The sequence below is a fragment of the Streptomyces sp. NPDC048604 genome (genome assembly GCF_043199435.1).
In the GTDB taxonomy this organism is placed as follows: domain Bacteria; phylum Actinomycetota; class Actinomycetes; order Streptomycetales; family Streptomycetaceae; genus Streptomyces.
Map to the genome: position 1 here is coordinate 231,041 of NZ_JBICVX010000011.1, position 25,376 is coordinate 256,416.

Consider the following 25,376-nt stretch of genomic DNA (forward strand, 5'->3'; position numbering starts at 1 on the left):
TGCGACTGCCCCAGCCTTCCGTGGTCGGCGTCCGTGTGACGTCCGGCGACGCCGTCCCCGACCAGGACGGCCTTTCCACGAGGAGGGGCAACAAGCATGGACCGCAGAAGCTTTCTCGGTCTCGCGGCCGGCAGTACGGCCGCGGCCGGCGCGTTCGCACTGCTGCCGGTGAGCGTGCAGCGCGCGCTGGCGGCCGAGGCGCCGACCGGCGGGCTCGAGATGATCGAGCACGTGGTGATCCTCATGCAGGAGAACCGTTCGTTCGACCACTATTTCGGCTCGCTGCGCGGGGTGCGCGGCTTCAACGACCCGGCCGCGATCTCCGTGCCCGGCGGGCGCTCGGTGTTTCACCAGCCGGCCACGGTCACCACGAACCTGAAGACGGGCCACCCGGACGGTTATGTGCTGCCCTACGCCGTCGAGGACCAGCACATGGCCGGCACCCCGCACGGCTGGTCGGACGGGCACACCGCCTGGAACAAGGGGAAGCACGACAAGTGGGTGCCCGCCAAGGGCACCAACACCATGTCCGGCTACCGCCGCGACCAACTGGCCTTCCACTACGCGCTGACCGAGGCGTTCACCGTCTGCGACGCGTACCACTGCTCGGAGATGGGGCCGACCAACCCCAACCGGAACTACCTGTTCTCCGGGAAGATCGGCTACGAGCCGGGCACCACGACCTGGGCCACCGGCAACGCCCCGTACGGCAACGCGGCCCACACCGGCTACACGTGGACGACGTACGCCGAGCGCCTGGAGAGCGCGGGCATCGGCTGGCGGGTCTACCAGGAGTGGGACAACTTCACCGACAACCCGCTCGAGTACTTCAAGACCTTCGTCGACGTCGCGAAGAAGGCCCTCGCCTTCAGCGGCCACTCGAAGGTCGAGGCGTTCTACAACGCGGTGCTGGCCGCCACTCCCTCGGGGCGCACGGACCTCCTCGCCAAGCTGGAGCAGGGCGTGGGCACGCTGACGCCGGCCGAACGCAGTCTGTACGACCGGGCGTTGCGCCGCGAGCCCAGCGGCGGCCTCGCCCAGGCGTTCCGTGCCGACGTGGCCGCCGGGAAGCTGCCGAAGGTGACCTGGCTGGTCGCCAACACCGCGGAGTGCGAGCACTCGACGAACGGCCCCTCGCAGGGCTCGGTGCTCATCGCGAAGCTGCTGGACGCGCTCGCGGCGCACCCGGACGTGTGGAACAAGACGGTCTTCCTGCTCAACTACGACGAGAACGACGGCTTCTTCGACCACATGCCGCCGCCCTCGCCGCCGGTGGTCGGCGACGGGAGCGACGGCATCAGCACCGTGCCGAACACCGGCGAGATCGTGACCGGCGCCCCGATCGGCCAGGGTTCGCGGGTGCCGCTGGTCGTCGTCTCGCCGTGGAGCCGCGGCGGCAACGTCTGCTCCGAGGTCTTCGACCACACCTCCGTGCTGCGGTTCCTGGAGCGCTGGACCGGTGTGGCCGAGCCGAACATCTCGCCCTGGCGGCGGGCCGTCTGCGGCGATCTGATGAGCGCCTTCGACTTCGGCACGGCGCAGCCGGCGTTCCCGTCGCTGCCGACGCCGGTCGCGGTCGAGGGCCCGCGCGGCACGTACCGCACTCCCCCGTCGACGCAGAAGTTCCCCGCCCACGAGCCGGGGGTGCGGCCCACGAGGGCGCTGCCGTACGAGCTGGCCGCGAACGGCCGCGCCACGAGCGGCGGCTTCGTCATCGACTTCGTCAACAGCGGTACGGCGGGCGCGTACTTCGGCGTGTACGCCAACCGGTTCCGCACCGACGGGCCGTGGCGTTACACCGTGGAGGCGGGCAAGACGCTCTCCGACACCTGGGTGGCGGGCACGCCGACGGGCGCGTACGACCTCACGGCGTACGGCCCCAACGGCTTCCTGCGCCGTTTCGCGGGCAACCGCACCACCGCCACCTCCCCGGGCAACGCCAACCCCGAGGTGACGCTCCGTCATGACGCCGCCGCAGAGCGGGTGGTGCTGGTCCTGACCAACACCGGCGCGGCGTCCTGCAAGGTGACGGTCAGCTCCGGCAACAGCGCGGTGGCCGCGCGCAGCCACACGCTCGCGCCCGGGGCGCGGGTCGAGGAGGCGTACCCGGTCGCGGCCACCGGGCACTGGTACGACCTGACCGCCACGGCCGACACGGCCGACGGCTTCCTGCGCCGCTTCGCCGGGCACATGGAGACAGGCCGGCCGGGCATCAGCGACCCGGCCATGGGCTCCGGGCCGCTGCCCTGCACGGTCGCCTTCGTCGACAGCCAGGAGGTCAGCGGCGAGAACGGCGCCGGGACCAACGCGGTGGACGGCAGTCCCTCCACGATCTGGCACTCCAAGTGGACCGGCACGGCCGCGCCGCTGCCCCACGAGATCCAGCTCGACCTGGGCTTCTCCCGTACGGTCACGGGCCTGCGCTACGTGCCGCGCGCCGACGCCCCGAACGGGCGGATCGGCTCGTGGGAGCTGTATCTGAGCGCCGACGGCCGGAACTGGGGCGCCAGGGCGGCGGCCGGGGTGTTCGCGGACGACGCGACGCCGAAGGACGTCCGCGTCGCGCCGTCCCAGGCCCGGTACGTGCGGCTGGTCGCGCTGACCGAGGCGGGCGGCCGCGGCCCGTGGACGTCGGCGGCGGAGGTCGTGCCGCTCGGCTGGTGACCCCGTGCCGTTCGTGTCCCGGAGGCGGCGGGCCGCCTCCGGGACACGGGCGGTCAGGCGACGCCGGGGATGCCCCGCGCCCGGAACGCGGCGCGGACCGCGTCCGCCGCGCCCGTGCCGTACATCTTCTGCGCCGTCGCGACCGTGGTGTTCGCGGCGGCGGAGAAGCTGGTGTCGGGCGCGAAGCCGAACTGGGCGTTGACGATGATCCGGTCGGCGACGCGCGGGCCGAGGGCGGTGCGCACGTCGAGCAGCGCGCGGGACCAGATCTCGCCGTCCGCGTGGACCTCGCCGACCCGGTCCGCGTACGTCTTGTCCGAGTCGATCCGGCGCAGGCAGTGCGGGGCGTCGCTGTACGGGACGGAGTCCCAGTCGGCGACGCAGGCGACGTCGGCCTTCAGCGGCCAGCCGTACCGGGCGGCGGCGTGCTCGCCGACCGCGACGGCGAGGTAGTCGCCGAACGCCTCGCCGATGGAGCCGGCCTCCACGGAGCTGCCGAAGCCGGGCACCTGGGCGTGATGCACGGCGTGCCCGTACTCGTGCATGACGACCTCGGCGTCCTCGGCGTCGTCGACGCCGCCCTTGCCGAAGCGGATCTCGGCCTTCTTGTCGGTGAAGAAGGAGTTGTCCGAGCCCCACTGGTTGATGCGGACCGGCTGCACCCGGTCGTTGGCGCCGGGCAGCTCGCTGCCGAAGCCGAGGCCCTGCAGGTACTCCTGCGCCTCGTTGACCCAGAAGTACGCCATGACCTGCTCGAACTGGTCGTCGTGCCGGTCGTACGAAGCGGCGTCGGAGAGCCGCGCGGAGGCGCCGGTGTCGGAGCGGACGGAGGCCCAGCGGCCGGAGAGCCCGCCGCTGCCGTCCAGGTTGCGCAGCGCGACCGTGGCGTAGGCGGTGGCGGGGACCGCGGAGGCGGCGTCCTTGCCGTCGGTGAGGGTCTGGTCGCCCGAGGACTGGACCGGGTTGACCATGAAGACCCGGGCCATGGGGCCCGGCGCGGCCGGGGCGGTCCCCGTGGCGGAGGCCGAGCCGGCGGTGACGATCAGGGCCACGGTGGCGGTGGCCGCGGCGAGCAGACCGCGGGGTGTGCGGTGAGCCATGTACTTCCTCCCGTTGCGGATGGCGTGGAAGCGGTAGGGGGTGGTGTGGTGCGGGCGTGATCTGCGGTGCGGGCGTGATCTTCGCGCAACCACCCCTGTTTTGGCCAGGTACATGGCAGGACCGGGCTCGGGTCGGCCTCGGGTGGGCCTCGGGCCGGCCTCCGGATTCCCTGCCCCGACAGGGCCTGCCGGGTGTGACGCATGCGACGTCCGACCGGGGGATCTTGACGCTTCCCTGACGCACCTCGCCGGGCCGGCCGCCGGGCCGCTGCCTAGGCTGACCGGGATCGGCACGTGCCGGCCGAAACCTTCCCATCCCGTCGCCCCAGGAGTACCCCCATGGCCGCCACGACCCCGACACGTGCGAGCAGACTGCGCGCGTGGATGCTGGAGGGGCTGTCCGACATGGGCAAGGGCCGCCCCGCCGGGCCGCCCGCCGAGCCGACGCCGCAGGTCGGCCACAAGGGCCAGCCCTGGTACCGGGTCATGTGCCTGACGGGCGTCGACTACTTCTCGACCCTCGGCTACCAGCCGGGCATCGCCGCCCTGGCGGCCGGAATCCTCTCCCCCATCGCGACCATCGTGCTGGTGATCGTGACGCTGGCCGGCGCGCTGCCGGTCTACCGCCGGGTCGCGGAGGAGAGCCCGCACGGCGAGGGCTCGATCGCGATGCTGTCGAAGCTGCTCTCCAAGTGGAAGGGCAAGTTCTTCGTCCTGACCCTGCTGGGCTTCGCCGCGACCGACTTCCTGATCACCATCACCCTGTCGGCGGCGGACGCGACCAAGCACATGGTCGAGAACCCGCACCTCGAGGAGGTCCTGCACGGCAAAGAGGTCCTCATCACGATGATCCTCATCGCCCTGCTCGGCGCAGTGTTCCTCAAGGGCTTCCTGGAGGCCATCGGCGTCGCCGTGGCCCTCGTCGCCGTCTATCTGAGCCTCAACGCGATCGTCGTGGCCGTCAGCCTGTGGCACGTCGTCACCGAGGGGCACGTCGTCACCGACTGGACGGCCGCCCTGACGGCCGAGCACGGGAACGCCTTCGCCATGATCGGCGTCGCCCTGATCGTCTTCCCCAAGCTGGCGCTCGGCCTGTCCGGCTTCGAGACCGGCGTGGCGGTGATGCCGCACGTCAAGGGCGACCCGGGCGACACGGAGGAGCGGCCCGCCGGCCGGATCCGGGGCGCGAAGAAACTGCTGACCACCTCCGCGCTGATCATGAGCGTCTTCCTGATCAGCACCAGCTTCGTCACCACCGTCCTCATCCCGCACGAGGAGTTCGAGCCCGGCGGCGAGGCCAACGGCCGCGCGCTCGCCTATCTGGCGCACGAGTACCTCGGCAACACCTTCGGCAGCGTCTACGACATCGCGACCATCGCGATCCTGTGGTTCGCGGGCGCGTCGGCGATGGCCGGACTGCTGAACCTGATGCCGCGGTACCTGCCCAAGTACGGCATGGCCCCGCACTGGGCCCGTGCCGTGCGTCCGATGGTCATCGTGTTCACCCTCGTCGGCTTCCTGGTGACGTGGATCTTCAACGCGGACGTGGACGCCCAGGGCGGCGCGTACGCGACCGGTGTCCTGGTGCTGATCTGCTCGGCCGCCATCGCCGTGACCATCGCCGCGCACCGGGCCGGCCAGCGCGGCTGGACCATCGCCTTCGGCGTCATCTCGGCGGTCTTCGTCTACACCACGGTCGTGAACGTCATCGAGCGTCCGGACGGCGTGAAGATCGGCGCCTGCTTCATCGCCGGCATCATCCTCATCTCGTTCGTCTCCCGGCTCTTCCGCTCCTTCGAGCTGCGGGTCACCCATGTCGAGCTCGACGATCTGGCGGAGCGCTTCATCCGCGACATCTCCCACCGCACCCCGCGCTTCATCGCGAACGAGCCCGACAACCGCGACGTCGCCGAGTACCGCGAGAAGATCGAGCAGATCCGCACGGACAACGACCTGCCCCAGACCGAGGACTTCGTGTTCATCGAGGTCACCGTCACGGACCCGTCCGAGTTCGAGGCCGCCGTCACGGTGAAGGGCGAGGTCATGCACGGCCGCTACCGCGTCCTGACGCTGGAGAGCTCCTCCGTGCCCAATGCGCTCGCGGCCCTGCTCCTGCACGCCCGCGACATCACCGGGGTCCGCCCGCACGTCTACTTCGAGTGGACGGAGGGCGACCCGATCGCCAACCTGACCCGCTTCTTCCTGTTCGGCCGGGGCGAGGTCGCGCCGGTCACCCGCGAGATCATCCGCAATGCCGAGCCGTTCCGCTCGAAGCGGCCCCGGGTCCACGTCGGCTGAGCCCCTTGGGCCGGCCCGAGGGGCCGGCCCAAGCCGTCGATGTGGGGTCAAGCCGGTGAGACGTGTGACACCCGTGGGGGTATCGCGTTCAGCGGTGAAGATCTTGTAGAATGTTAAACGGAAGTCCCGGTGCCGGGTATCCCCCGTGTTCGGCACCGGGACTTCTTCGTGTCCGCGGCCGGTCAGCCCGCGTGCCGCGCCATCCAGGCCTCGACCTCGTCCGACGTGCGCGGCAGCCCGGACGACAGGTTCTCGTGGCCGTCCTCCGTCACCAGCACGTCGTCCTCGATACGGACGCCGATGCCCCGCCACTCCTCCGGCACCGTCAGGTCGTCCGGCTGGAAGTACAGGCCCGGCTCGACCGTGAGCACCATGCCCGGCGCGAGGACCCCGTCGACGTACTCCTCCGTGCGCGCCTGCGCGCAGTCGTGGACGTCCAGGCCCAGCATGTGGCCGGTGCCGGCCATCGTGAACCGGCGCTGCAACCCCAGCTCGTACGCCCGCTCCGCGGGGCCCTCGACGAATCCCCACTCGACCAGCCGCGCCGCCAGGGACCGCTGGGCCGCCTCGTGGAAGTCGCGGTACGCGGCACCGGGCTTGACCGCCGCCATGCCGGCCTCCTGGGCCTCGTACACCGCGTCGTACACCTTGCGCTGGACCTCGGTGAACGTGCCGCCGACCGGCAGGGTGCGGGTGACGTCGGCGGTGTACAGGGTGCGGGTCTCGACGCCCGCGTCGAGCAGCAGCAGGTCGCCGGGGCGGACCGGGCCGTCGTTGTCGGTCCAGTGCATGATCGTCGCGTGCTCGCCGGAGGCGCAGATCGAGCCGTAGCCGACAGAGTTGCCCTCGACGCGCGCCCGGCGGAAGAACGTGCCCTCGATCCACCGCTCGGACGTCTCGACCGCCCGGGACAGCTCGGCGACGCAGTCGGTGAAGCCGCGCACGGTCGAGTCGACGGCCTTGCGGAGCTCCCCGACCTCCCAGTCGTCCTTGATCAGACGGAGCTCGCTCAGCGCCTCCTCCAGCTCGAAGTCCCGCTCCTCGTCCGTGCTGACCGCCGCCTCCAGGACGGGGTCGACGCCGCGCAGGATCCGGGTCGGCGCGGCCGGGGAGGCGGCGGCCAGGTCGGCGGCCGCGGTGCGGACGTCCCGACAGGGCAGGCCGAGCACCCGCTCCGCCTCGGCGAGGGAGGGGCGCCGGCCCATCCACAGCTCGGCGGTGTAGCCGATCCAGAACTCGTTGCCGTCCCTGCTGTCGCGCGGCAGCTGGTAGCAGTACGCGTCGTGGCCGCCGTCCGCGCGGGGTTCGAGGACGAGCGCGCCGTCGCGGGCCTGGTCGCCGGTCATGTGGACGTAGGCCGAGTGCGGCCGGAACGGGTAGGTGTCGTCGTTGGAGCGGGCCTTGAGGTTGCCCGAGGGGATCACCAGCCGCTCGTCGGGGAACCGCGCGGAGAGCGCCGCGCGGCGGCGGGCCGCGTACGGCGCCTGCTCGTCCGGCTGGAGGTCGTGCCGTTCGGTGTCCGCCCAGCCCGTCCGCATGAGGGCGGACAGTTCGTCGGAGATCTCAGAGTAGAGGCCGTTCTTCCGACGCTTCGCCACGTCGTGCACCTTCTTCCGCATCGTGCGAGTGGGTTCGCCGGGACGGTACTGCGGTACGGCCTGCCGCGGGGGCCGAAGAGTGCCACTGACACCGATCGGCCATGCCCGTCGTCTGCGGAGCGTCGATAATGCGGGCATGGCGATGCGGCGTGCGGGCAACGAGCGGCTGGGCGAGGCCCTGCGGCTCCTGGGGGTCGGCCCCGGGGCGGTGCGGGTGTACCTGGCATTGCTGGAGCAGGCGCCCGCGCCGCTGGGGGCGGTGGGCGCGGCGGCCGGCCTGGAGGGCCCGGAGCTGACGGCGGCGTACCGCGAGCTGGCGGACGCCGGGCTGGCCAGTGCGGCCGAGGAGGGCGGGGAGGTCGTGGCCCCGGTGCCGCCGGCCGCGGGCCTGGAGATCCTGGCCCGGCACCGGGCGGCCGAGCTGGAGGAGTCCCGCATCGCGGTGGGCGGCGCGTTCGAGTCGTTCCGGCGGCAGCGACTCGCCGCGTACAACGACGACCTCGTCGAGGTGGTGACCGGCGAGGCGATAGGCCCGCGGATGCGGCACGCGTGGGCGAGCGCCCGTGAGCAGATCCGGCAGCTCGAATCGCCCCCGTACTTCCCCCAGCCGGGCGCGACCGACGACGCGCTGGCCACGCTGGCGCGCGGGGTGACGCAGCGGGTCGTCTACTCGCGGGCCTCGCTGGAGGAGCCGGGCCGTCTGGAGGAGACCGTCGAGCCGTGCATCGAGGCCGGCGAGCAGGCGCGGGTGCTGCCGTCGGTGCCGGTGAAGCTGCTGATCATCGACGAGGCGTACGCGCTGGTGTCGCTGTCGATCCGGGAGGCGGACGTGCTCAACACGATGCTCGTCGTACAGCCCTGCGGGCTGTTCTCGGCGCTGGTGGCCCTGTTCGAGCAGACCTGGCAGAACGCGCTCCCCTTCCACGGCGGCACGCCCCGGCCCTCCGGCGCCCCCGCCGGCCTGTCGCCCGCCGACCGCCGTCTGCTGCGGCTGCTCGCGGGCGGGGCGAGCGACGAGGTCGTCGCCCGTGAACTGGGCGTGAGCCGGCGGACGTTCTTCCGCCGGCTCCAGATCCTGATGGCCCGTCTGGGCGCGGCCAACCGCTTCCAACTGGCGCTGCAGGCGCAGCGCAAGGGGTGGCTGTGAGGCGGGTCAGGCCGCACGGCTCCTGGCCCGCAGGCCCAGGGCGGTGCTGAGCAGGCCGAAGACCATCGCGACGACGCCGCCGCCGAGGCCGTTGCCGGTGCCGAGACCGCCCTCCGCCGTGACCACGACGAGGCCGCCGACGAGGAAGCCGAGCGGTCCGGCGATCAGGGCGACGAGGACGCCGTGGCGGCCGGCCCAGCTCGCGTCTCCGCTGCGGCCGCTTCGGCCGCCTCGGCCGCCTCGGCCGGCGAACCAGGCGAGGACGGCGCCGGCGAGCCCGAGCACGGCGGCGAGCGAGGCCCCGATCCGCCCGGCGCTCATGGTGTAGACGTCGGCGGCGAGCTGGAGGGTGCTGACGGACATGGGGTGCTCCTTGAAGTCGGTACGGCGCGACGACATCGATCGTGTCCCCGCCGCCCCTCCCCCGTCGTCCGGCAGCCGCAGACACTTCGCGCTACCGCGGACGCCGCAGGCAGCAGGTCCGTACTGCACGCGCGGTAGCCGGGCGCTCGTCCGTGGGACGGACTCGCCGGACGGGTGCACGCGGTTAGGGTGCGCGCATGAGCACATGGAAGGCCCGGATTCCCGCTGCCGTCGTCGACTGGGCGATCGCCGTCGGCGTGGCCGGGGCCCTGCTGATCACCGGGCTGTCCGGCGGGCACGCCGCGACCGTCCCCGACCTGCTCGGCTACGCGCTGCTCGCGGCCGGCGGGCTCGCGCTGATCGCCCGCCGCCGCGCGCCGCTGGCCGTCCTGGCGGTGACGGGGCTGTGCGGAGTGGGGTATCAGGCCGCCGGGTTCGACGTGCCCGCCGTCGCGTACCTGTTCGCGGTGTACGCGGCCGTACGCGCCGGGCACCGCACGGTCACCGTGATCGGGAGCGTGGCCATGCTGGCCGCGCTGCCCGTCGCCGCCCTGGCGTCGGGGCTGCACGACACGGGCGAGGCGTTCGCGCAGGCGCGCGGGGCGCTGGAGATCGCCTGGCTGGTCGCGGCCGGCGCGGCGGGTGAGGCGCTGCGGCAGGCCGAGCAGCGGGCGGACGAGGCGGAGCGCACCCGCGAGGAGACCGCGCGCCGCCGCGCCGACGAGGAACGGCTGCATATCGCGCGGGAGTTGCACGACGCGCTCACCCACCAGATCTCCATCGTCAAGGTGCAGGCCGAGGTCGCGGTGCATGTGGGCCGCAAGCGCGGCGAGGAGGTGCCGGAGGCGCTGCTCGCGATTCAGGAGGCGGCGCGGGAGGCCGCGCGGGAGCTGCGTGCGACCCTGGAGGCGTTGCGGGACGACGACACCGCGCCGCCGCGCGGGCTCGACGACGTGCCCCAACTGGTGGAGCGGGCACGGACGTTCGGTGTGGAGGCGACGCTGACGATCGACGGGCGGCCGCAGGACGTGCCGGCGGCGGTGGACCGTACGGTCTACCGGATCGTCCAGGAGTCGCTGACGAACATCGCCCGGCACGCCGGGGCCGGCACGGCGTCGGTGCGCATCGACTGTCGGCCGGACGCGCTCGCGGTCCGGGTGGACGACGACGGCCGGGCGACGCCGGACGATCCGCCGGTGCCGGGCGTCGGTCTGCTGGGGATGCGGGAGCGCGTCACCGCGCTCGGCGGCCGGCTGCGGGCGGAGCCGCGCCACGGGGGCGGCTTCTCCGTGCAGGCGGAGCTCCCGGTGGAGCAGGCGTCGTGATCCGGGTCCTGCTGGTGGACGACCAGCGGCTGCTGCGCAGCGGGTTCCGGGCGCTGCTCGACCTGGAGGACGACATCGAGGTGGTGGCGGAGGCCTCGGACGGGGCGGAGGGCGTGGCGCTCGCCCGGGAGCACCGGCCGGACGTGGCGCTGATCGACGTGCGGATGCCGGTCATGGACGGCATCGAGGCGACACGGCGCATCGCCGCGGACCCGGACCTGGCGGGGACGCACGTCGTGATCCTCACCAACTACGGCTTCGACGAGTACGTCTTCGACGCGCTGCGGGCGGGTGCGGCCGGGTTCCTCGTCAAGGACGTGGTGCCCGAGGACTTCCTGCACGCGGTACGGGTCGCGGCGCGCGGCGACGCACTGCTCGCGCCCTCGATCACCCGGCGGCTGATCCACCGGTACATGACGGAGCCGCCGTCACGTCCCGCGGCCGTGCCCCGCACGCTGGCGGAGCTGACGGCGCGGGAGCGCGAGGCGGTCGCGCTGGTCGCGCGGGGCCTGTCGAACGACGAGATCGCCGCGCGGATGGTGATCAGCCCACTGACCGCGAAGACGCATGTCAACCGGGCCATGACGAAGGTGGACGCCCGGGACCGCGCCCAACTCGTCATCCTGGCCTACGAGTCGGGACTCGTGGCACCGGGCGACCGCTGAGCGCGGCGGTCCCGTTCACCCGCCGCGCCCTCCGCCCGTGAAAGTCCCTTGCCCAGGGCCTGTCGTTTGGATCAGGCCGGGATGCGGGTCCCTGCGCCGCCGACCCTGATCCGCCGGTCGCCCGCCCGCAGTTCCACCGTCAGGACGCCGGGGCGTCCCATGTCCTCCCCTTGGTGAAGGGTGAGGACCGTCGCCTCGGGCACGAGTCCGAGCTCACGGGCGTACGCGCCGAAGGCGGCGGCCGCTGCCCCGGTCGCCGGGTCCTCGACCACACCGCCCACCGGGAACGGGTCGCGGACGTGGAAGACCTCCGCAGAGGCGCGCCAGACCAACTGCAGCGTCGTCAGGTCGAGCCGGTGCATGAGGGCCTCCAGGCGGGCGAAGTCGTACGCCAGGTGGGCCAGGCGCTCTCGGCTCGCGGCGGCAACGATCAGATGGCGGGCGCCCGCGAAGGCGATGCGGGGAGGCAGGGCGGGATCGAGGTCGCCGGCCGGCCAGTCGAGCGCGGCGAGTGCCTCTGCCAGGTCCTCGTCCGCGACCTCCTCGATGTGCGGCTCGACACTCGTGAGTGTGGCCCGCAGCGCCCCGCCCTCGCGCGTCACGGTGACCGGCACGGTCCCGGCCTGCGTGGTGAATACCAGGTCGCCGGGGCCGATGCGCTCGCCGAGGGCCACGGCCGTCGCGACGGTGGCGTGACCGCAGAAGGGCACTTCCGCCTTGGGGCTGAAGTAGCGGATGGTGTACGCGCGCCCGGCGTCCGACGCGCCGGAGCCCGCTCCCTCGGACGGTGCTGTCAGGAACGCGCTCTCGCTGTAGCCGACTTCGGCGGCGATCGCCAGCATCTCCTCGTCGCTGAGGCCCGTGGCGTCGAGAACGATTCCGGCGGGATTGCCTCCCTCGGGATCGTCGGAGAAGGCGGTGTAACGCAGGACGTCGGGGGTTTCCCGTTGGGAGTTCATGCCGGGGCAACGGCGGGGATCCCCGGGTTGGTTCCCCAGATCGATCTGCTCCCGCCCTCGACGATGCTCACCGCGGACAGGTCCTAGTTCGACTGGCCGATCGGGCGGACCACCAGGGTGTTCACGTCCACGCCGCGCGGCTGGGAGATGGCCCAGACGACGGTGTCCACCAGTTGCTCGGCGGAGATCATCACGCCCGCGGCGTCGGCGCCGCCGGGGCGGGGGTCCCAGAACGGGGTCCGGACGCGGCCCGGGGCGATGAGCGTCGTGCCGATGCCGTAACCGGTCACGAGCATGCGGACGTTCTCCGCGAGGCCGGTCACCGCGAACTTGGTCATCGAGTACAGGTTGCCGGGGGTGTTCTTGAAGCCCGCGACGCTGCCGACCAGCACGACCCGGCCCTGCGACTCCTTCAGGGCAGGGAGCGCCGCCCGCACCAGGAGGGCGGGGCCCAGGACGTTGGTCAGCACCATCCCCCGCCACTCCTCGGGGTCGCCGGTCTCGACCGTGCCGTTGGTCGCGTACCCGGCGTTGGCGATCGCGTAGTCCAGCCGCCCGAAGACGCGTACGGTCTCCTCGACCGCCGACGACACCTGCTCCCAGTCCGCCGCGTCGCCCTCGAACGTCAGCAGCCGGTCGCCGGCGCCCGCCTCCGCGGCGGCCTCGGCCAGCAGGGCCAGCTTCTTCGCACTGCGCCCGGTCGCCGCGACGCGGTGACCGAGGTCCAGCAGGCGGCGCACGGTCTCCGCCCCGATCCCGCTCGACCCGCCGGTGATGAAGGTGACGGGCGCTTCGGTGCTGTCGATGGACACGTTCCCGTTGGACATGGTCTCCCCGTAGGCCGGTGGTGGTGAGTGGGTGAGTGCGACGCCGTCGCTCTGTGAGTGCGACGCCGTCGCTGCCTCGACGCTAGATCGTTTCGGGGCCCCGCGTCCACGCCGTGAGATCGTGGAGGGGTGAGCATCGAAGTCCGTCCGGCGACCGTGTTCGAGGACGTACGTGCCGTCATCGGGCCGAAATCGGCCGGGGCGAACGTCTGCTGGTGTCTGAGCTACCGGATCCCGTCCAGGCTCAACAACGAGCTGCGGGGCCCCGCGCGGGGCGAGTACGTCGCCGAGCTGTGCCGCGCGGCGACCGCGCCGGGGGTGATCGCCTACGACGGGGACGAGCCGGTCGGTTGGGCGGCCGTGGCCCCGCGGGCGGAGACGGGCTTCGCGCGGAACAGGAAGATCCCGCACGTGGACGACCTTCCGGTCTGGTCGCTGTGGTGCATCCGCGTCCGGCCCGGCCACCGCAAGCAGGGCATCTCGCACGCCCTGATCGCGGGCGCGGTCGAGTTCGCGCGCAGCCACGGCGCGCCGGTGGTCGAGGCGTACCCGCTCGACAACGGCTCTGCCAAGGTGGACCTGACGATGGCGTACCCGGGGCTCCGCAAGAACTTCGAGCGCGCCGGCTTCACCCACGCCGCCGACACCACGTCGGTGCTGGCGGGCCATCCCCGGATCCTGATGCGCCTCGACCTGCGTGCGAAGGACTGATTTCGGCCAGGACCGAACCGACACGTTTCGGAGCGTGACCATGAGGAAGATCATCGCCCAGCTGTTCATCTCCGTCGACGGCGTCGTGGAGGACCCGCACCTGTGGCACTTCCCGTACTTCAACGACGAGATGGGCGCCGCGGTCGACGCCGTCCTGGGCCGCGTGGACACGCTGATCATCGGCCGTAGGACGTACGACAGTTTCGCCGGCGCGTGGCCGGAGCGGGAGGCCGCGGGCGGGGAGGACGCGCCGTTCGCCAAGCTCCTGGGCGACGCGCGCAAGATCGTGGTCTCGCGGCAGCAGCTGCGCTTCACCTGGCGCAACTCCGAGCTGCTTCGGGGCGACCTCGTCGACGCGGCGCGGGCCCTGAAGGACGAGCCGGGCGAGAGCCGCATCGCGATCAGTGGTTCGGTCTCCGTCGTCCGCGCGCTGCTCGCCGCGGGGGTGCTGGACGAGCTGAACCTGTTGGTCCACCCCGTGGTGGTCGGCAAGGGGCTGCGCCTCTTCGAGGAGTCGGAGCAGCCGGTCCCTCTGCGGCTCGTCTCGTCCGAAACCTTCGAGACCGGCGTGCTCAATCTCGTGTACGCGCCCGCCTCCGCCCCGGACGACGCCGGCTACGAGGACGCCAAGCGCCATCTGCCGCAGGAGCAGGAGCAGGAGCAGGTGGAGAAGCGGGAGCAGGCGTAGTCGTAGGAGGACTCGGATGTCCTGAACACATGCGTTCGAAAGCGGCCATCCGCGCGTTGAACCCTGCGCCGACCCATCACCACCTGTCGACCCGAACGGGGTTCCGCGTGCCACCGTCCCACTCCCGCGTCCACTCGCTGATCACCGCCCACCTCGACGGCAGCCCCGAGGTCCCCGCGTCCCAAGTGACGTACCGCGCCGCCGTGATCGACCGCGAGCGCCGCGTCCTGCACGTACGCGACGGGGCCGCCGGCCGGCCCGTCGTGCCGGGCGGTCCCGTCGCGGCCGCCGACGCGACGCCGTTGGCCTCCGCCCTGCGCGCGCTGCAGGCGCGAACGGGGCTTGAGCCGGGCAGCCTCAGCCTGACGGACGTGTACCGGGACGAGCCGGTCGACGTCGCCGTCGACCCCACGACGGGGGCGGAGGTCCACTTCGTCCTCTGCCTGGCGACCGGTGTGCCCGCGGAGGCGGCCGAGGGCGCGGTCTGGCTGCCGTACGACGAGGTCGCGTCCCCGACGCTGCGCGCGCTGCTCGAGCGCGACGATCCGGACGGCCGGGTCGTACCGGTCAACACCTCGGCCCTGATCCACGACGGCCACGGTCGCTACCTGCTGCAGCTGCGGGACGCGAACAAGCCCTGGATCTGGGAGCCGGGCGCGTGGGGGCTGCTCGGCGGCGGGCGCGAGCCGCAGGACGCCTCGCTGCTGGACACGATGCACCGCGAACTGCTGGAGGAGGCCGAGCTCGACATCCCGGACCTGGTGCCGTACGCGGTGGAGGACGTCGTCGGCGTCGACGGCGTCCGCCTGGCCGTCCAGGTCTACGCCGGGCGCTGGAACGGCGATGCGGCGTCGCTGCCGCTGACCGAGGGCGTGATGCTCGCCTGGGTCCGGCCCGAGAAGTTCCCGGACATGACGATGCCTCGGTCGACGCGGGAGCTGCTGCTCGAGCACGCGCGGAACACCCCGGCAACGCCCGCGCCCGTCCGACGTGTTCCGCACATCGTGGGCGCGCATCTGTACCTGGAGCGCGAGGACGGGGCGGTGCTGCTCGGCCTGCGTCACCCCGACTCCGCCTACGCGGGCGGCCGGTGGCACTTCCCGGCGGGCCACTGCGAGCAGGAGTCGGCCACGGCGTGCCTGGTCCGGGAGGCGTACGAGGAGGCGGGGCTCGTGATCGACCCGGACGACGTGGAGCTGGTCCACACGGTCCATCTGCGCCACGCGCCGGGCACCACCCCGCGCATCCAGCTCGTCTTCCGCGCGCGCCGCTGGGAGGGCGTCCCGGAGCTGCGCGAGCCCGACAAGTGCGTGGCGTGGCAGTGGTGGGACCCCGAGGCCCTGCCGGAGGCGATCGTCCCGTACGCCCGGGCAGCCGTCGAGGGCGTCCGCTCGGGGCGCGCGTACAGCGAGTCCGGCTGGTCCCGGTGACCGGCGCGACCCGTCACACCGAGCCCGTCGACGTCCATCTGATCGCGATCCGCACCGAGTCCGGGGGCCGCCCCGAGGTCCTGCTGTCCCGGCGCGCCGGGGACGTCTACGCGGCAGGCCTGTGGCATCTGCCGTCCGGCCACCTCGACGGACCGCACGAGGACGTCGTCACCGCGCTCGTACGGGAGACCCTGGAGGAGACGGGCCTCGTGGTTGACCCCGGCGCGGTGCACGCCGCCGTGACGGTGCATCACCGTTCCCCCTCCGGCTCCGCGAGGGTCGGCTTCTTCTTCGAGGTCCGCCACTGGACGGGCGTCCCGAGCGTCAGGGAGCCGGCCGTCTGCGACGCGATGCGGTGGTTCCCGCTCGGCGGACTGCCGGAGCCGATGGTCGCGTACTGCCGGGCCGGCCTGGACGCGTACCGGGCCGGGGCGCGGTTCGCGCTCCACTTCCAGGAGCCCGCCGACCCCGTCGCGTACAGCCCCGCGGCCGACCGGCTCCGGCTCGTCCCCTCAGCCGTGCCGCATCAGGCGCTGGGCGAGGCGGAGGGCGAAGGCGGGGAAGGGGGGCTGGGCCAGGCGGAGGGTGTCCGGGAAGAGGGGCTTGGTCAGCACCGGCTTGAGGTGCGAGAAGCTGCGCCATGAGTACTCGCCGTGGTACGCGACCATGCCGCTGGCGCCGACGCCTCCGAACGGCAGCCCAGCGGCCGCGACATGGACGAGGCCCGCGTCGTGGACGACCGCTCCGGAGGACGTGCTCCGCTCGAACAGGCGGCGGGTGTCGGACGAGGACGTGAAGACGTACAGGGCGAGCGGCTTGTCCCAGCTGTTGACGACCCGCACCGCCTCCTGCGCCGAGGCGACGGGGACGATCGGCAGGACGGGGCCGAAGATCTCCTCCCGCAGCAGGGGGTGGGCCGCGTCCGGGCCGACGACGGGACCGTCGGCGGGGGCGGGGACGGTGACGACCGTGGGCGCGAGGTAGCGCTCCGCGCGGTCGTGCGTGCCGCCGGCGGCCACGTCGGAGGCGTCGACCGAGTCGAGCAGGCCGACCAGGCGGTCGAAGTGGCGCTCGCTGACGATGCGTCCGTAGTCCCGGGTCGCGCGCGGGTCCGGGCCCCACAGCTCCTCGATCGCGGTGCGGAGCGCCGCCGCGAGCGCCGGCACCCGGTCGGGCGTGGTCATCACGTAGTCCGGGGCGACGCAGGTCTGTCCCGCGTTGGTGAACTTCGCCCAGGCCAGCCGGCGCGCGGCCGCGTGCAGCCGGGCGTCGTCGTCGAACCAGACCGGGGACTTCCCGCCCAGCTCCAGGGTCACCGGCGTCAGGTGCTCGGCCGCGGCCCGCATGACGACGCGGCCGATGGAGCCGCTGCCGGTGAACACGATGTGGTCGAACTTCTGCGCCAGCAGCTCCGTGGTCTCCTCGACGCCGCCCTCCACGACGCGGACCTCGCCGTCGGGGAAGTACGCCGGTACGAGCCGCGCGACCAGCGACGAGGTCGCGGGCGCCAGCTCGCTCGGCTTGAGCACCGCGGTGTTGCCCGCGGCCAGCACGCCGACCAGCGGGTTCAGCAGGAGCTGCAGGGGATAGTTCCAGGGGGCGATCACCAGGACCACGCCGAGCGGCTCGGGCACCAGCCGGGCCTTCGCCGGCAGCAGGACCGCCGGGACCGGGCCGCGCTTCGGCCGCGCCCACCGGCGCAGGTGCCGCAGGGTGTGGCGGATCTCGGCGAGGGTCACGCTGATCTCGGTGAGCTGGGCCTCCGCCGGGCCCTTGTGCAGGTCGCTCCAGAGGGCGTCCTCGAAGGCCGTCTCGTTCTCGGTGAGCATCGCGCTCAGGGCGCGCAGGAGGCGGGCGCGGTCGCCCGTCGGGCGGGTCGCGCCGGAGTCGAAGCGCGCGCGGGCGGCGGCCACGGTCTCGGGGATCCCGGGGGCAGTCCGGGATCCGGGTGCGTGCGTCGTCATGGTCGTCGTCGTCATCGTCGCTCCACTCAAACGAAACGAAAGCTTTTCGTTTAGCATAGAGGGAGGTGCGGCGAACCTTCCACGCCCCGGACACGAGAGAATTCCGGCATGAAGACGACCGAGGCCGGCACTTCGCACCCCCCGCACAAGGGGAGGCGCAAGGACCCCCGGGTGGACGCCGCCCTGATCGACGCGGCGATCGAGGTCCTGAACGAGTCCGGCTACGCGGGGTTCACCACCACGGCGGTCGCCCGCCGCGCCGGCGCCTCGACCGCGTCCCTCTACCGCAGATGGCCCTCGAAGCAGGCGCTCGCCGGGGCCGTCGCCCGGCACATCACGCTGGACGAGTTCGGCGGCATCGACACCGGCGCCCTCGAAGGGGACGTACGGGAGTTCCTCGCCCGCAAGCAGCGGCTCCTGGACGGCGAGGCGGGGCCCGCGCTGCTGTCTCTGATGGGCCAGGCGGCGCACGACGCCGACCTGCGGCAGATCCTCCACGACGACGTGTACCTGGCCGTGCGCGAGCGACTGGAGCTGCTGATCGCCGGGGCCGTACGCCGCCGGGAGCTGGCCGGGCCGCTCCCGGCCGCCCGGCTCGACGTCCTCGCCCTGGTCCTGATCGGCACCGCCCTGGCCCGCTCGGCCTTCCTCGGCCCGCCCGGCCCCGCGCCCACGGCGCAGGCGGCCGAGGTCACGGAGACCGAGCTCCGGCTCCTTCTGGCCGCCCTGCACGGCCCCCTCGGGCACGGCGCGGACGGCTAGCCCGGCTACGGATCGGGGCTGCGGCGCGCGTCAGTACCGCAGCACTCCGGCCACGCGCCCCTGCTCCGCCAGCGAGCCGTCGGGCACGAAGTGGACCTCCGTACCGGCCTCCAGGGCCTTCTCGACGATCTCGTCGACCATGTCGTCCCGCGCTCCGGCGCTGCCCGAATCCGCGGGCTCCAGGTGACCGCCGTCCTCGCGCACGACGGTCCGGTAGCCCTCCTCGACGGCGAGCAGCCGGACCCGGGACTCCTTCACGGCCTGCCAGGCCTCGTCGATGCCGCCCACGAACTCGTGCCGTCCCTGCGCCGCGTTCAGCTCGGCGAGGACGGTGGACGTCGCCGCCGCCAGGCGCGCCGTGCGCTGCGGCTCGACGGCCTCCCAGACCGCCGAGGCCGGGCCCGCGGCGAGGCCGCCCTGCGGGATGGCCATCGCGTCCGGTCCGAAGGAGCCCAACTCGTCCATGAGGGAGAGCGCCGCGGCGGAGCCGAGCATGTACAGCGGGCGCGGCTCGGCGGCCAGGACCGCCCGCAGCTTGTCGTGCGCCTCGCGCAGGAACTGCTTGGTGGCCTCGTCCTGGAAGGTGCTGGGCAGGTCGCCGATCTGCTCCTTGCGCTCGGCGTCCGGGTCCTCGAGGCTCCGGGTGAGCGGGAAGCCGTCCCCGTCGGCCTCGGCGGCGTGCTCGGGGTCGCCGCTCCACAGCGAGACCCGGTCGGCCGCCACGGTGAGCGCCCAGTAGGGCTGCTCCGCCGCCTGGGCGGCGACGAGGTTGCGGGTGAGGAAGGTGTCGGCGAGGACCACGCGCTCCGGCACCTCGCGGGCGACCGACCAGACGTGGTGCTCGCCCTCGGCCGCGTAGACGACGAGGCCGTCCTCGGCGTGGACGAGGTCGACCTCGTCCACGGCCCGGCGCAGTTGGTCGAGCACGGCCAGTCGCCGTTCCCGGGGCACGTCGGGGTCGTTCCCGACGGCTTTCTCGGCCTCGGCGACGAGGTTCCGCAGCCTTACCGGGTCCTGGGCGTTCTCCGGTTCGCGGCGGTGCGTCGGCATCACGAGGGAGACGGCCGGGTACGGGCGGGGCTGCCGCAGCTCGGTGAGGACGTCACTGCTGAGCACGGGGTCCATGAACCGATCCTTCCTACCGGAGACCGGACAGGCCTCGACGACCCGCCCAAATGGCCATCCTGTCCTGATATGTCGCACCCCGCGAGTCGATGTCCTCGGCGTCCTCGGGGACTCGGGGTCCTCGGGCTCACTCGACGGGCCAGGTGTGCGCCGGGGCGTTCAGATGCATGTAGTCGATGTACTGCCGGGTCATCCGGCGCAGCGCCTCGTGCCGGTTCACGTGGTGGATGTCGTGGGCGTGGTGGAACATCTCCGACTGCCACACCGCGCCGTTGCGCCCGGTGACGCAGCGCTGCTCGATGATCCCGAGCAGCGGCTCGCGCCAGGCCGCGTCCATGCCGAGGCGCTCCAGGCCGCGGTCCGCCATCGGCAGCAGCCGGCGCAGCACCAGCTCCGTCACCGGGACCTCGCCGGTGCCGGGCCAGTACAGGTGGGCGTCGATGCCGTGCCGGGCGGCGGCGTGCAGGTTGTCCTCGGCGGCCGAGAACGACATCCGGGTCCAGACGGGCCGGTCCTCCTCGACCAGCGCGCGGACGAGCCCGTAGTACAGCGCGCCGTTCGACAGCACGTCGGCCACGGTGGGGCCGGCGGGCAGCACCCGGTTCTCCACGCGCAGGTGCGGGACGCCGTCGACGACGGCGTAGACGGGGCGGTTCCAGCGGTAGACCGTGCCGTTGTGCAGGGTGAGTTCGGCCAGTCCGGGGATCCCGCCGCTGTCGAGGGTCTCCTGCGGGTTCTCCTCGTCGCACAGCGGCAGCAGGGCGGGGAAGTAGCGGGCGTTCTCCTCGAAGAGGTCGAAGACGCTGGTGATCCACCGCTCGCCGAACCACACCCGGGGGCGCACGCCCTGCACCTTCATCTCCTCGGGCCGGGTGTCGGTGGCCTGCTCGAACAGCGGGATGCGCGTCTCGCGCCAGAGTTCCTTGGCGAACAGGAACGGCGAGTTCGCCGCCAGCGCGACCTGGACGCCGGCGATGGCCTGGGCCGCGTTCCAGTAGTCCGCGAACTCGTCCGGGGACACCTGGAGATGGAACTGCGTGCTGGTGCAGGCCGCCTCCGGGGTGATCGTCTCCGCGTAGGTGCGCAGCCGCTCCACGCCGTCCACCGAGATCAGCAGGTCCTCTCCGCGCGCGGAGAAGATCTGCTCGTTGAGCAGCTTGTAGCGGGGGTTCTCGGAGAGCGCGTCGGGGCCCACGTCGGAGAGGTCGAGGGTGGGCAGGATCCCGATCATGACGAGATGGGCGCCGACCGCCGCGGCCTTGGCCTCGGCGTGGTTGAGGGCGTTGCGGATCTCCTGCTCCCAGGCGTCCGGACCGCCGGCCGTGAGCCGCCGCGGCTCGATGTTGATCTCCAGGTTGAACCGGCCCAGCTCGCTCGCCCAGGCGGGATCCGCGATCTCCTGGAGAACGTCCGTGCTGCGCATGACCGGTTCGCCCTCGCCGTCCACGAGGTTCAGCTCGATCTCGAGGCCGACCTGGGGCCGCTCGAAGTCGAACCGCGCCTCCCGCAGCATCTGCGCGAGCACGTCCAGGCACGCGTGCATCTTGTCCCGGAACTGGCGGCGGTCGTCACGGGTGAACACCAGCGCCGGAACGTCCCGTCCCATGCGACCTCCCGAGTCACCTCGGCACGAAGCTCCCCTTCAGCGTCCCACTTCCCACGCGCCGCCGCCTGCGGTGGACCGACGGCCGGGCCGGCCGGGAGAATCCCCGCTTGGGAGCGCTCTCAGCGCGTGGCGGATACAGATATCCTGGAGCCGCACCGCACGTCGCCCCGCCGCACGTCCCCCGCACCGCAGGTCCACCGCACCGCACGTCCCACCCCGCCCAGCCGACGCAGCCGAGGAGCTTCCGCCTTGCCCGAGCAGACCACGGGGCTTCGCCCCACGCTCGAAGCCGTCGCCGCGCGCGCAGGGGTGTCCCGCGCCACGGCCTCCCGGGTCGTCAACGGCGGCGCGGGCGTCCGCGCCCCGCTGGTGGAGAAGGTGCGCAGGGCCGTCGAGGAGCTCGGCTACGTCCCCAACCACGCGGCCCGCACCCTGGTCACCCGGCGCAACGGCGCGGTGGCCGTGATCATCGCGGAGCCCGAGTTCCGGATCTTCTCGGACCCGTTCTTCGAACAGCAGGTACGGGGCATCAGCCGGGAACTGACGGCGCACGACTCCCAGTTGGTGCTGCTGTGGGTGGAGGGCCCCGGGGACCACGAGCGGATCGCCCGCTACCTGGGCGGGGGGCATGTCGACGGGGCGCTCGCGTTCTCGCTGCACAGCGACGACCGGCTGTCGGCGCTGATCGTCCGCAGCGGCGTCCCGACGGTGTTCGGGGGCCGCCCGGCGGGCTCGGACCTGGCCGTGCCGTTCGTGGACTGCGACAACCGGGGAGGGGCGCGGGAGGCGGTGCGGCACCTGGTGTCCCTGGGGCGCGAGCGGATCGCGCACATCGCGGGTCCGCGCGACCAGACCTCCGCGCTCGACCGGATCGCGGGCTACCGAGACGTGCTGGTCGACGCCGATCCGGCGCTGCTGTGCCAGGGCGACTTCACGCGGGAGAGCGGGGCGCGGGCGATGGCCGAGCTGCTGGACCGGTGGCCGGACCTCGACGCCGTCTTCGCCGCCAACGACCTGATGGCCGCGGGTGCGCTCCGTACGCTGCGCGAGCGCGGTGTCCGGGTGCCGGAGGACGTCGCGGTGGTCGGCTTCGACGACATGGAGCTGGTGGTGCGGGACACCGATCCGGCGCTGACCACGGTGCGGCAGGACATCGAGGGCATGGGCCGGATCATGGTGAAGCTGCTGATGCGGCTTCTCGACGGGGCCGGTGAGGCGGCGTCGGCGTCGGTGATCACGCAGACGAGTCTCGTGCGGCGGGCGTCGGCCTGAGACGGAGGCGGCGGGCGGGGAGCCGAAGCTCCGCGCCCGCCGCGTTCGACCGGGTGGCCGCTCAGCTGTACGGGATGACCACGACGGCGGTGTCCGTGCCCGTCTGCAGCCGGGAGTCGGCGTTGCCGATCGCGCTCCAGACCTCGAGCCGCACCGTCCCGCCGCGCAGGTCGCCGAGGGCGCCGGTGGCGGACTTCAGGCCGCGCGCCTGGCTGTACTCCTCCCAGCCGGCGACCGGGTCGGTGGCGAAGTAGTGGTACGTCTCCGTCCGGTCGAAGGAGCCGTCTCCGGTGAGGTCGTAGCTGATCCGGACCTGCTGGCCGAGGCCGACCGCCGGGCCGGCGTCCACCGGGAGACGGAACGCCGTCGTCCCGCCCGCGCCGAACGTGCCGTTGACGCCGCGGACCTCGTAGACGAGCGGCTTGTAGACGGTGCCGTCGTGGTTGGCGCCGCCCGCCGACGGGATCGTGTCGCTGCCGGGCGTGCCGCCGGTGGCCGTGGTGAGGACGCCGCCGGAGCGGAGCCGGAACGTGTTGCCGGTGGAGGGCTCGGGGTCGGGGTCCGGATCGGTGACCGTCCCGCTGCCGGTGGCGGTGGAACGGGCGGGCACGCTGAGGGCCTTGCCGTCGGAGAAGGTCACGGTGCGGGCGGTGGAGCCGTGGTTGTGGGCGACATAGGTGCGGGTGCCGTTCTTCACGAAGACCGCGGAGGTCGGAAGGTCGCCGGTCACCGTGGTGTCGGGAGCGCCGAGGGCGTTCAGGGTGGTGATCCAGTGATAGGTGTGCGCCTTGGACTCGCCCGCCTCCGGGGTGTAGCCGGCGTGGCCCGCGTCCCACTTCGCCTTCGCGGCCGCCGGATCGGCGAGCGACTCGAACTCCCAGAGGATGTCGCGCCATTCCACGGCCGGTCCGCCGTTCTCCCGCTGCATCTCGGCGAGGTTGCGCCGGATCGCGGCCCCGTGACCGCCGAGGGGAAGTGAACCGCCGGTGACCGGGAGGACGTTGATGCCGTGGATCTCCTCGGGGTTGGCGGTCCACCAGGTGGCGTAGGCGGCGCCGCTGCCCCAGACCATGCCGACGGTGTCGTGGCCGAACGAGGCCGGGAAGACCTGCTGGTCGGCGTCGAACCAGTACTGGGCGATCGCCTCGCCCTCGGTGGCGAGCAGATAGCTGCCGAGGTCGCGCAGGGAGGTGTCTCCGGTGGCCGAGCCCCACAGCACGAGCGCGGCGCTGAGGTTGGTGGACTCCGACGAGGACTCCTGGTTGTTGCCGGCGGCGAAGCCCTGGTGGCCGCTGGCCCAGCTGTGCCCGGCGTAGACGTCGAAGCCGCGCAGGAACGGGTAGGAGCCGTCGGTGCGGCTGGGGTTGGCGGTGTCGCGGATCAGGGTCTTCACCATGCCACCCCAGGCGGAGTCGGCGGCCCAGCCGGCGTCGTACTGGGCGACGATCGCGGCGGCGTAGACGTAGTAGCCGTAGTGGAAGTGGTGGTCGTTGAGCTCGGTGTCGCTGCCGTACGAGGCGGGATAGCCGGTGAGGGTCTTCCAGGTACGGTCGTAGGAGAACTCGTTCGCTCCCCCCGCGGTGAACCAGTCCTGCAGGCGGCCCTTCAAGAGCGTGAGGAGCCGGTCGCGGGTCGCGGTCTCGCCGATCTGGTCGGCGAGCGGCACCAGTTGGGCGAGCCGGCCGAGCGCCTTGCCGGTCCAGTACGTGTCGGTGGCGCCGGAGAACGGGTCGGCGGCGGAGACCACCTCGTTCAGGTGGCCGCGCAGCCGTGCGGCGTCGACGTCCCCGGTCCTGGGCAGGCCCGGCAGGACCGGGGCCGCCTTCTGGACGGTGGTGAACGCCGTGCCTTCGCGGACCTTCATCGTGCCGCGCGGCGAGACGTACGTGTACGGGGTGAGGGCGTCACCGGTGTGCAGCCACTGGTGCCGGTACAGCGCCTGGAGCGTGCCGCGCTCGGCGCCCTCCTTCGCCTCGGTGGTGAGGGTGTAGGTGGCGCGGACGGAGCCGCCGGACGTGCTCCAGTTCACGGTGGATCCGGTGACGAAGCTGAACGCGTACTTCTTGTAGGCGGCGAGCGCGTCGGTGGAGGGCAGCACGGCGACGGAGAAGTAGTCCTTGCCGGCGAGTGCGGCGCTGACGGTGCTGCCGGAGACGTTCCAGTCGGCGCCGGTCGGCGCGAACAGGGCGTAGTGGTGGCCGGCGACGGTGATGCCCAGGACGTTGCCCTGGTCGGCGAAGACGGCAGGGGTGCCCGCGGTGGTGATCTGGGCGTTGCCGCCGGAGCCCTGGGCGTACACGAAGGGGCTGCCGTGGCCGATGGTGGTGCGCAGCGTGCGGGCGCCGTCGGACCAGTAGGGCGTGACGGTCCAGTCGGACCAGGAGTCCGCCTTGGTGTCGGGTGAGTTCAGCCCGGTCAGGCCGATGGTGAGGTCCCGCTTGTGGGCGAACTCGTACTGCCGGCCTTCGCCGACGATCTGGGGCGTCGTCGGGTAGCCGACGTCGAGGCCGCCCGCGGTGGCCTGGTAGGTGAGCGGATGGCCGTACATCGGGGTGGAGTACGGGTTGTCGCCGTAGCGCTGGAAGGCGAGCGAGGACCACCAGTCGTTGGTGGGCACGGGCTTGCCCTGGGCGGCCGGTGTGACCTTGGGCGTCACGGGCGCGCCGGTGTTCGTCGTGGGGCCGGACGTGCCGGCGGGCCGGGTGTCGGAGTAGCTGCCGGCGCCGACGGGGACGGCTGCGGCCGCCGCTGGGGACGCCGCCGGGCCGAGCCCGACGGCGGCCATGGCGGCGGCCAGGGCCAGCGCGGCGGCCGGGCGTGAGTGGGGGATGGACATGGGGAAGCACCTCAAGTCGTCACGACGGGTGAAGTC

19 protein-coding genes and 1 pseudogene are annotated in these 25,376 nt (G+C 72.8%); 11 read left to right on the forward strand and 9 right to left on the reverse strand.

Translation table 11 applies throughout. The annotated features are described in order from the left end of the window. Nucleotides 1–96: 96 nt before the first annotated feature. Nucleotides 97–2,664, forward strand: a complete 2,568-nt coding sequence (locus ACGFMM_RS23390; protein WP_393648355.1) for a phosphocholine-specific phospholipase C — start codon at nt 97–99, stop codon at nt 2,662–2,664. A gap of 53 nt (nt 2,665–2,717) precedes the next feature. On the opposite strand, the gene ACGFMM_RS23395 is transcribed toward ACGFMM_RS23390, so the two are convergent. Next, nucleotides 2,718–3,764, reverse strand: coding sequence for a M4 family metallopeptidase (locus ACGFMM_RS23395; RefSeq protein ID WP_393648356.1), 1,047 nt, complete (start codon nt 3,762–3,764; stop codon nt 2,718–2,720). Between the two features lie 339 nt (nt 3,765–4,103). Here ACGFMM_RS23395 and ACGFMM_RS23400 point away from each other — a divergent pair, with 339 nt between their 5' ends. After that, nucleotides 4,104–6,062, forward strand: coding sequence for an amino acid transporter (locus tag ACGFMM_RS23400; protein ID WP_393648357.1), 1,959 nt, complete (start codon nt 4,104–4,106; stop codon nt 6,060–6,062). A 182-nt stretch (nt 6,063–6,244) separates the two neighbouring features. On the opposite strand, the gene ACGFMM_RS23405 is transcribed toward ACGFMM_RS23400, so the two are convergent. Then, nucleotides 6,245–7,681, reverse strand: a complete 1,437-nt coding sequence (locus ACGFMM_RS23405; protein ID WP_393648358.1) for an aminopeptidase P family protein — start codon at nt 7,679–7,681, stop codon at nt 6,245–6,247. 115 nt (nt 7,682–7,796) lie between these two features. Here ACGFMM_RS23405 and ACGFMM_RS23410 point away from each other — a divergent pair, with 115 nt between their 5' ends. After that, entirely contained in the window at nt 7,797–8,807 is a 1,011-nt protein-coding gene (locus tag ACGFMM_RS23410; RefSeq protein ID WP_393648359.1) for a LuxR family transcriptional regulator, read from the forward strand. 6 nt (nt 8,808–8,813) lie between these two features. Here ACGFMM_RS23410 and ACGFMM_RS23415 read toward each other — a convergent pair whose 3' ends face one another. Next, nucleotides 8,814–9,170: a DUF6223 family protein gene (locus ACGFMM_RS23415; RefSeq protein WP_393648360.1), complete on the reverse strand. Its 357-nt coding sequence runs from the start codon at nt 9,168–9,170 to the stop codon at nt 8,814–8,816. 197 nt (nt 9,171–9,367) lie between these two features. On the opposite strand from ACGFMM_RS23415, the gene ACGFMM_RS23420 reads away from it, so the two are divergent. Then, entirely contained in the window at nt 9,368–10,495 is a 1,128-nt protein-coding gene (locus ACGFMM_RS23420) for a sensor histidine kinase (RefSeq protein ID WP_393648361.1), read from the forward strand. Next, nucleotides 10,492–11,160, forward strand: coding sequence for a response regulator (locus tag ACGFMM_RS23425; protein WP_393648362.1), 669 nt, complete (start codon nt 10,492–10,494; stop codon nt 11,158–11,160). The genes ACGFMM_RS23420 and ACGFMM_RS23425 overlap by 4 nt, the downstream gene beginning before the upstream one ends. A 71-nt stretch (nt 11,161–11,231) precedes the next feature. Here the strand turns inward: ACGFMM_RS23425 and ACGFMM_RS23430 are convergent, their stop codons facing one another. Continuing rightward, the gene (locus ACGFMM_RS23430) at nt 11,232–12,119 is read right to left on the reverse strand and encodes a PhzF family phenazine biosynthesis protein (protein ID WP_393648363.1); all 888 of its coding nucleotides are present in this window, start codon (nt 12,117–12,119) and stop codon (nt 11,232–11,234) included. A gap of 83 nt (nt 12,120–12,202) precedes the next feature. Then, nucleotides 12,203–12,946, reverse strand: a complete 744-nt coding sequence (locus ACGFMM_RS23435) for an SDR family oxidoreductase (RefSeq protein ID WP_393648364.1) — start codon at nt 12,944–12,946, stop codon at nt 12,203–12,205. A 129-nt stretch (nt 12,947–13,075) separates the two neighbouring features. Between ACGFMM_RS23435 and ACGFMM_RS23440 the strand changes: the two genes are divergently transcribed. From ACGFMM_RS23440 to ACGFMM_RS23455, 4 genes and pseudogenes are all read left to right on the forward strand, one after another. Next, the gene (locus ACGFMM_RS23440; protein WP_393648365.1) at nt 13,076–13,657 is read left to right on the forward strand and encodes a GNAT family N-acetyltransferase; all 582 of its coding nucleotides are present in this window, start codon (nt 13,076–13,078) and stop codon (nt 13,655–13,657) included. A 40-nt stretch (nt 13,658–13,697) separates the two neighbouring features. Next, a complete protein-coding gene (locus ACGFMM_RS23445; RefSeq protein WP_393648427.1) occupies nt 13,698–14,345 on the forward strand; it encodes a dihydrofolate reductase family protein in 648 nt (215 codons plus the stop codon). A gap of 107 nt (nt 14,346–14,452) precedes the next feature. After that, nucleotides 14,453–15,775 (forward strand): NUDIX domain-containing protein, encoded by a 1,323-nt coding sequence (locus ACGFMM_RS23450; RefSeq protein ID WP_393648366.1) that lies wholly within the window; start codon nt 14,453–14,455, stop codon nt 15,773–15,775. Continuing rightward, nucleotides 15,772–16,140, forward strand: a pseudogene (locus ACGFMM_RS23455) (NUDIX domain-containing protein); the annotation flags it as partial. The gene ACGFMM_RS23450 and the pseudogene ACGFMM_RS23455, both read left to right, overlap by 4 nt. 147 nt (nt 16,141–16,287) lie before the next feature. Here the strand turns inward: ACGFMM_RS23455 and ACGFMM_RS23460 are convergent. Further along, entirely contained in the window at nt 16,288–17,754 is a 1,467-nt protein-coding gene (locus ACGFMM_RS23460; protein ID WP_393648367.1) for an aldehyde dehydrogenase family protein, read from the reverse strand. Nucleotides 17,755–17,847: 93 nt separating this feature from the next. Here ACGFMM_RS23460 and ACGFMM_RS23465 point away from each other — a divergent pair, with 93 nt between their 5' ends. Then, nucleotides 17,848–18,501, forward strand: coding sequence for a TetR/AcrR family transcriptional regulator (locus tag ACGFMM_RS23465; RefSeq protein WP_393648368.1), 654 nt, complete (start codon nt 17,848–17,850; stop codon nt 18,499–18,501). A 30-nt stretch (nt 18,502–18,531) separates the two neighbouring features. Here the strand turns inward: ACGFMM_RS23465 and ACGFMM_RS23470 are convergent, their stop codons facing one another. Together ACGFMM_RS23470 and ACGFMM_RS23475 are read right to left on the reverse strand one after the other, a co-directional pair. Beyond that, entirely contained in the window at nt 18,532–19,626 is a 1,095-nt protein-coding gene (locus ACGFMM_RS23470; protein WP_393648369.1) for a chemotaxis protein, read from the reverse strand. Nucleotides 19,627–19,753: 127 nt separating this feature from the next. Then, entirely contained in the window at nt 19,754–21,232 is a 1,479-nt protein-coding gene (locus ACGFMM_RS23475) for a glutamate--cysteine ligase (protein ID WP_393648370.1), read from the reverse strand. Nucleotides 21,233–21,481: 249 nt separating this feature from the next. Between ACGFMM_RS23475 and ACGFMM_RS23480 the strand changes: the two genes are divergently transcribed. After that, nucleotides 21,482–22,504: a LacI family DNA-binding transcriptional regulator gene (locus ACGFMM_RS23480; RefSeq protein ID WP_393648371.1), complete on the forward strand. Its 1,023-nt coding sequence runs from the start codon at nt 21,482–21,484 to the stop codon at nt 22,502–22,504. Between the two features lie 61 nt (nt 22,505–22,565). Here the strand turns inward: ACGFMM_RS23480 and ACGFMM_RS23485 are convergent, their stop codons facing one another. Continuing rightward, nucleotides 22,566–25,340: a glycosyl hydrolase gene (locus ACGFMM_RS23485; protein ID WP_393648372.1), complete on the reverse strand. Its 2,775-nt coding sequence runs from the start codon at nt 25,338–25,340 to the stop codon at nt 22,566–22,568. Between the last annotated feature and the right edge of the window lie 36 nt (nt 25,341–25,376).

What these genes read in the sequence shown, in the direction of transcription:
- ACGFMM_RS23390 (WP_393648355.1), top strand. Translation starts at nt 97, where the DNA reads ATGGACCGCAGAAGCTTTCTCGGTCTCGCGGCCGGCAGTACGGCCGCG.
- ACGFMM_RS23410 (WP_393648359.1), top strand. Translation starts at nt 7,797, where the DNA reads ATGGCGATGCGGCGTGCGGGCAACGAGCGGCTGGGCGAGGCCCTGCGG.
- ACGFMM_RS23415 (WP_393648360.1), bottom strand. Translation starts at nt 9,170, where the DNA reads ATGTCCGTCAGCACCCTCCAGCTCGCCGCCGACGTCTACACCATGAGC.
- ACGFMM_RS23435 (WP_393648364.1), bottom strand. Translation starts at nt 12,946, where the DNA reads ATGTCCAACGGGAACGTGTCCATCGACAGCACCGAAGCGCCCGTCACC.
- ACGFMM_RS23420 (WP_393648361.1), top strand. Translation starts at nt 9,368, where the DNA reads ATGAGCACATGGAAGGCCCGGATTCCCGCTGCCGTCGTCGACTGGGCG.
- ACGFMM_RS23430 (WP_393648363.1), bottom strand. Translation starts at nt 12,119, where the DNA reads ATGAACTCCCAACGGGAAACCCCCGACGTCCTGCGTTACACCGCCTTC.
- ACGFMM_RS23465 (WP_393648368.1), top strand. Translation starts at nt 17,848, where the DNA reads ATGAAGACGACCGAGGCCGGCACTTCGCACCCCCCGCACAAGGGGAGG.
- ACGFMM_RS23405 (WP_393648358.1), bottom strand. Translation starts at nt 7,681, where the DNA reads ATGCGGAAGAAGGTGCACGACGTGGCGAAGCGTCGGAAGAACGGCCTC.
- ACGFMM_RS23475 (WP_393648370.1), bottom strand. Translation starts at nt 21,232, where the DNA reads ATGGGACGGGACGTTCCGGCGCTGGTGTTCACCCGTGACGACCGCCGC.
- ACGFMM_RS23400 (WP_393648357.1), top strand. Translation starts at nt 4,104, where the DNA reads ATGGCCGCCACGACCCCGACACGTGCGAGCAGACTGCGCGCGTGGATG.
- ACGFMM_RS23395 (WP_393648356.1), bottom strand. Translation starts at nt 3,764, where the DNA reads ATGGCTCACCGCACACCCCGCGGTCTGCTCGCCGCGGCCACCGCCACC.
- ACGFMM_RS23445 (WP_393648427.1), top strand. Translation starts at nt 13,698, where the DNA reads ATGAGGAAGATCATCGCCCAGCTGTTCATCTCCGTCGACGGCGTCGTG.
- ACGFMM_RS23470 (WP_393648369.1), bottom strand. Translation starts at nt 19,626, where the DNA reads ATGGACCCCGTGCTCAGCAGTGACGTCCTCACCGAGCTGCGGCAGCCC.
- ACGFMM_RS23460 (WP_393648367.1), bottom strand. Translation starts at nt 17,754, where the DNA reads ATGACGACGACGACCATGACGACGCACGCACCCGGATCCCGGACTGCC.
- ACGFMM_RS23485 (WP_393648372.1), bottom strand. Translation starts at nt 25,340, where the DNA reads ATGTCCATCCCCCACTCACGCCCGGCCGCCGCGCTGGCCCTGGCCGCC.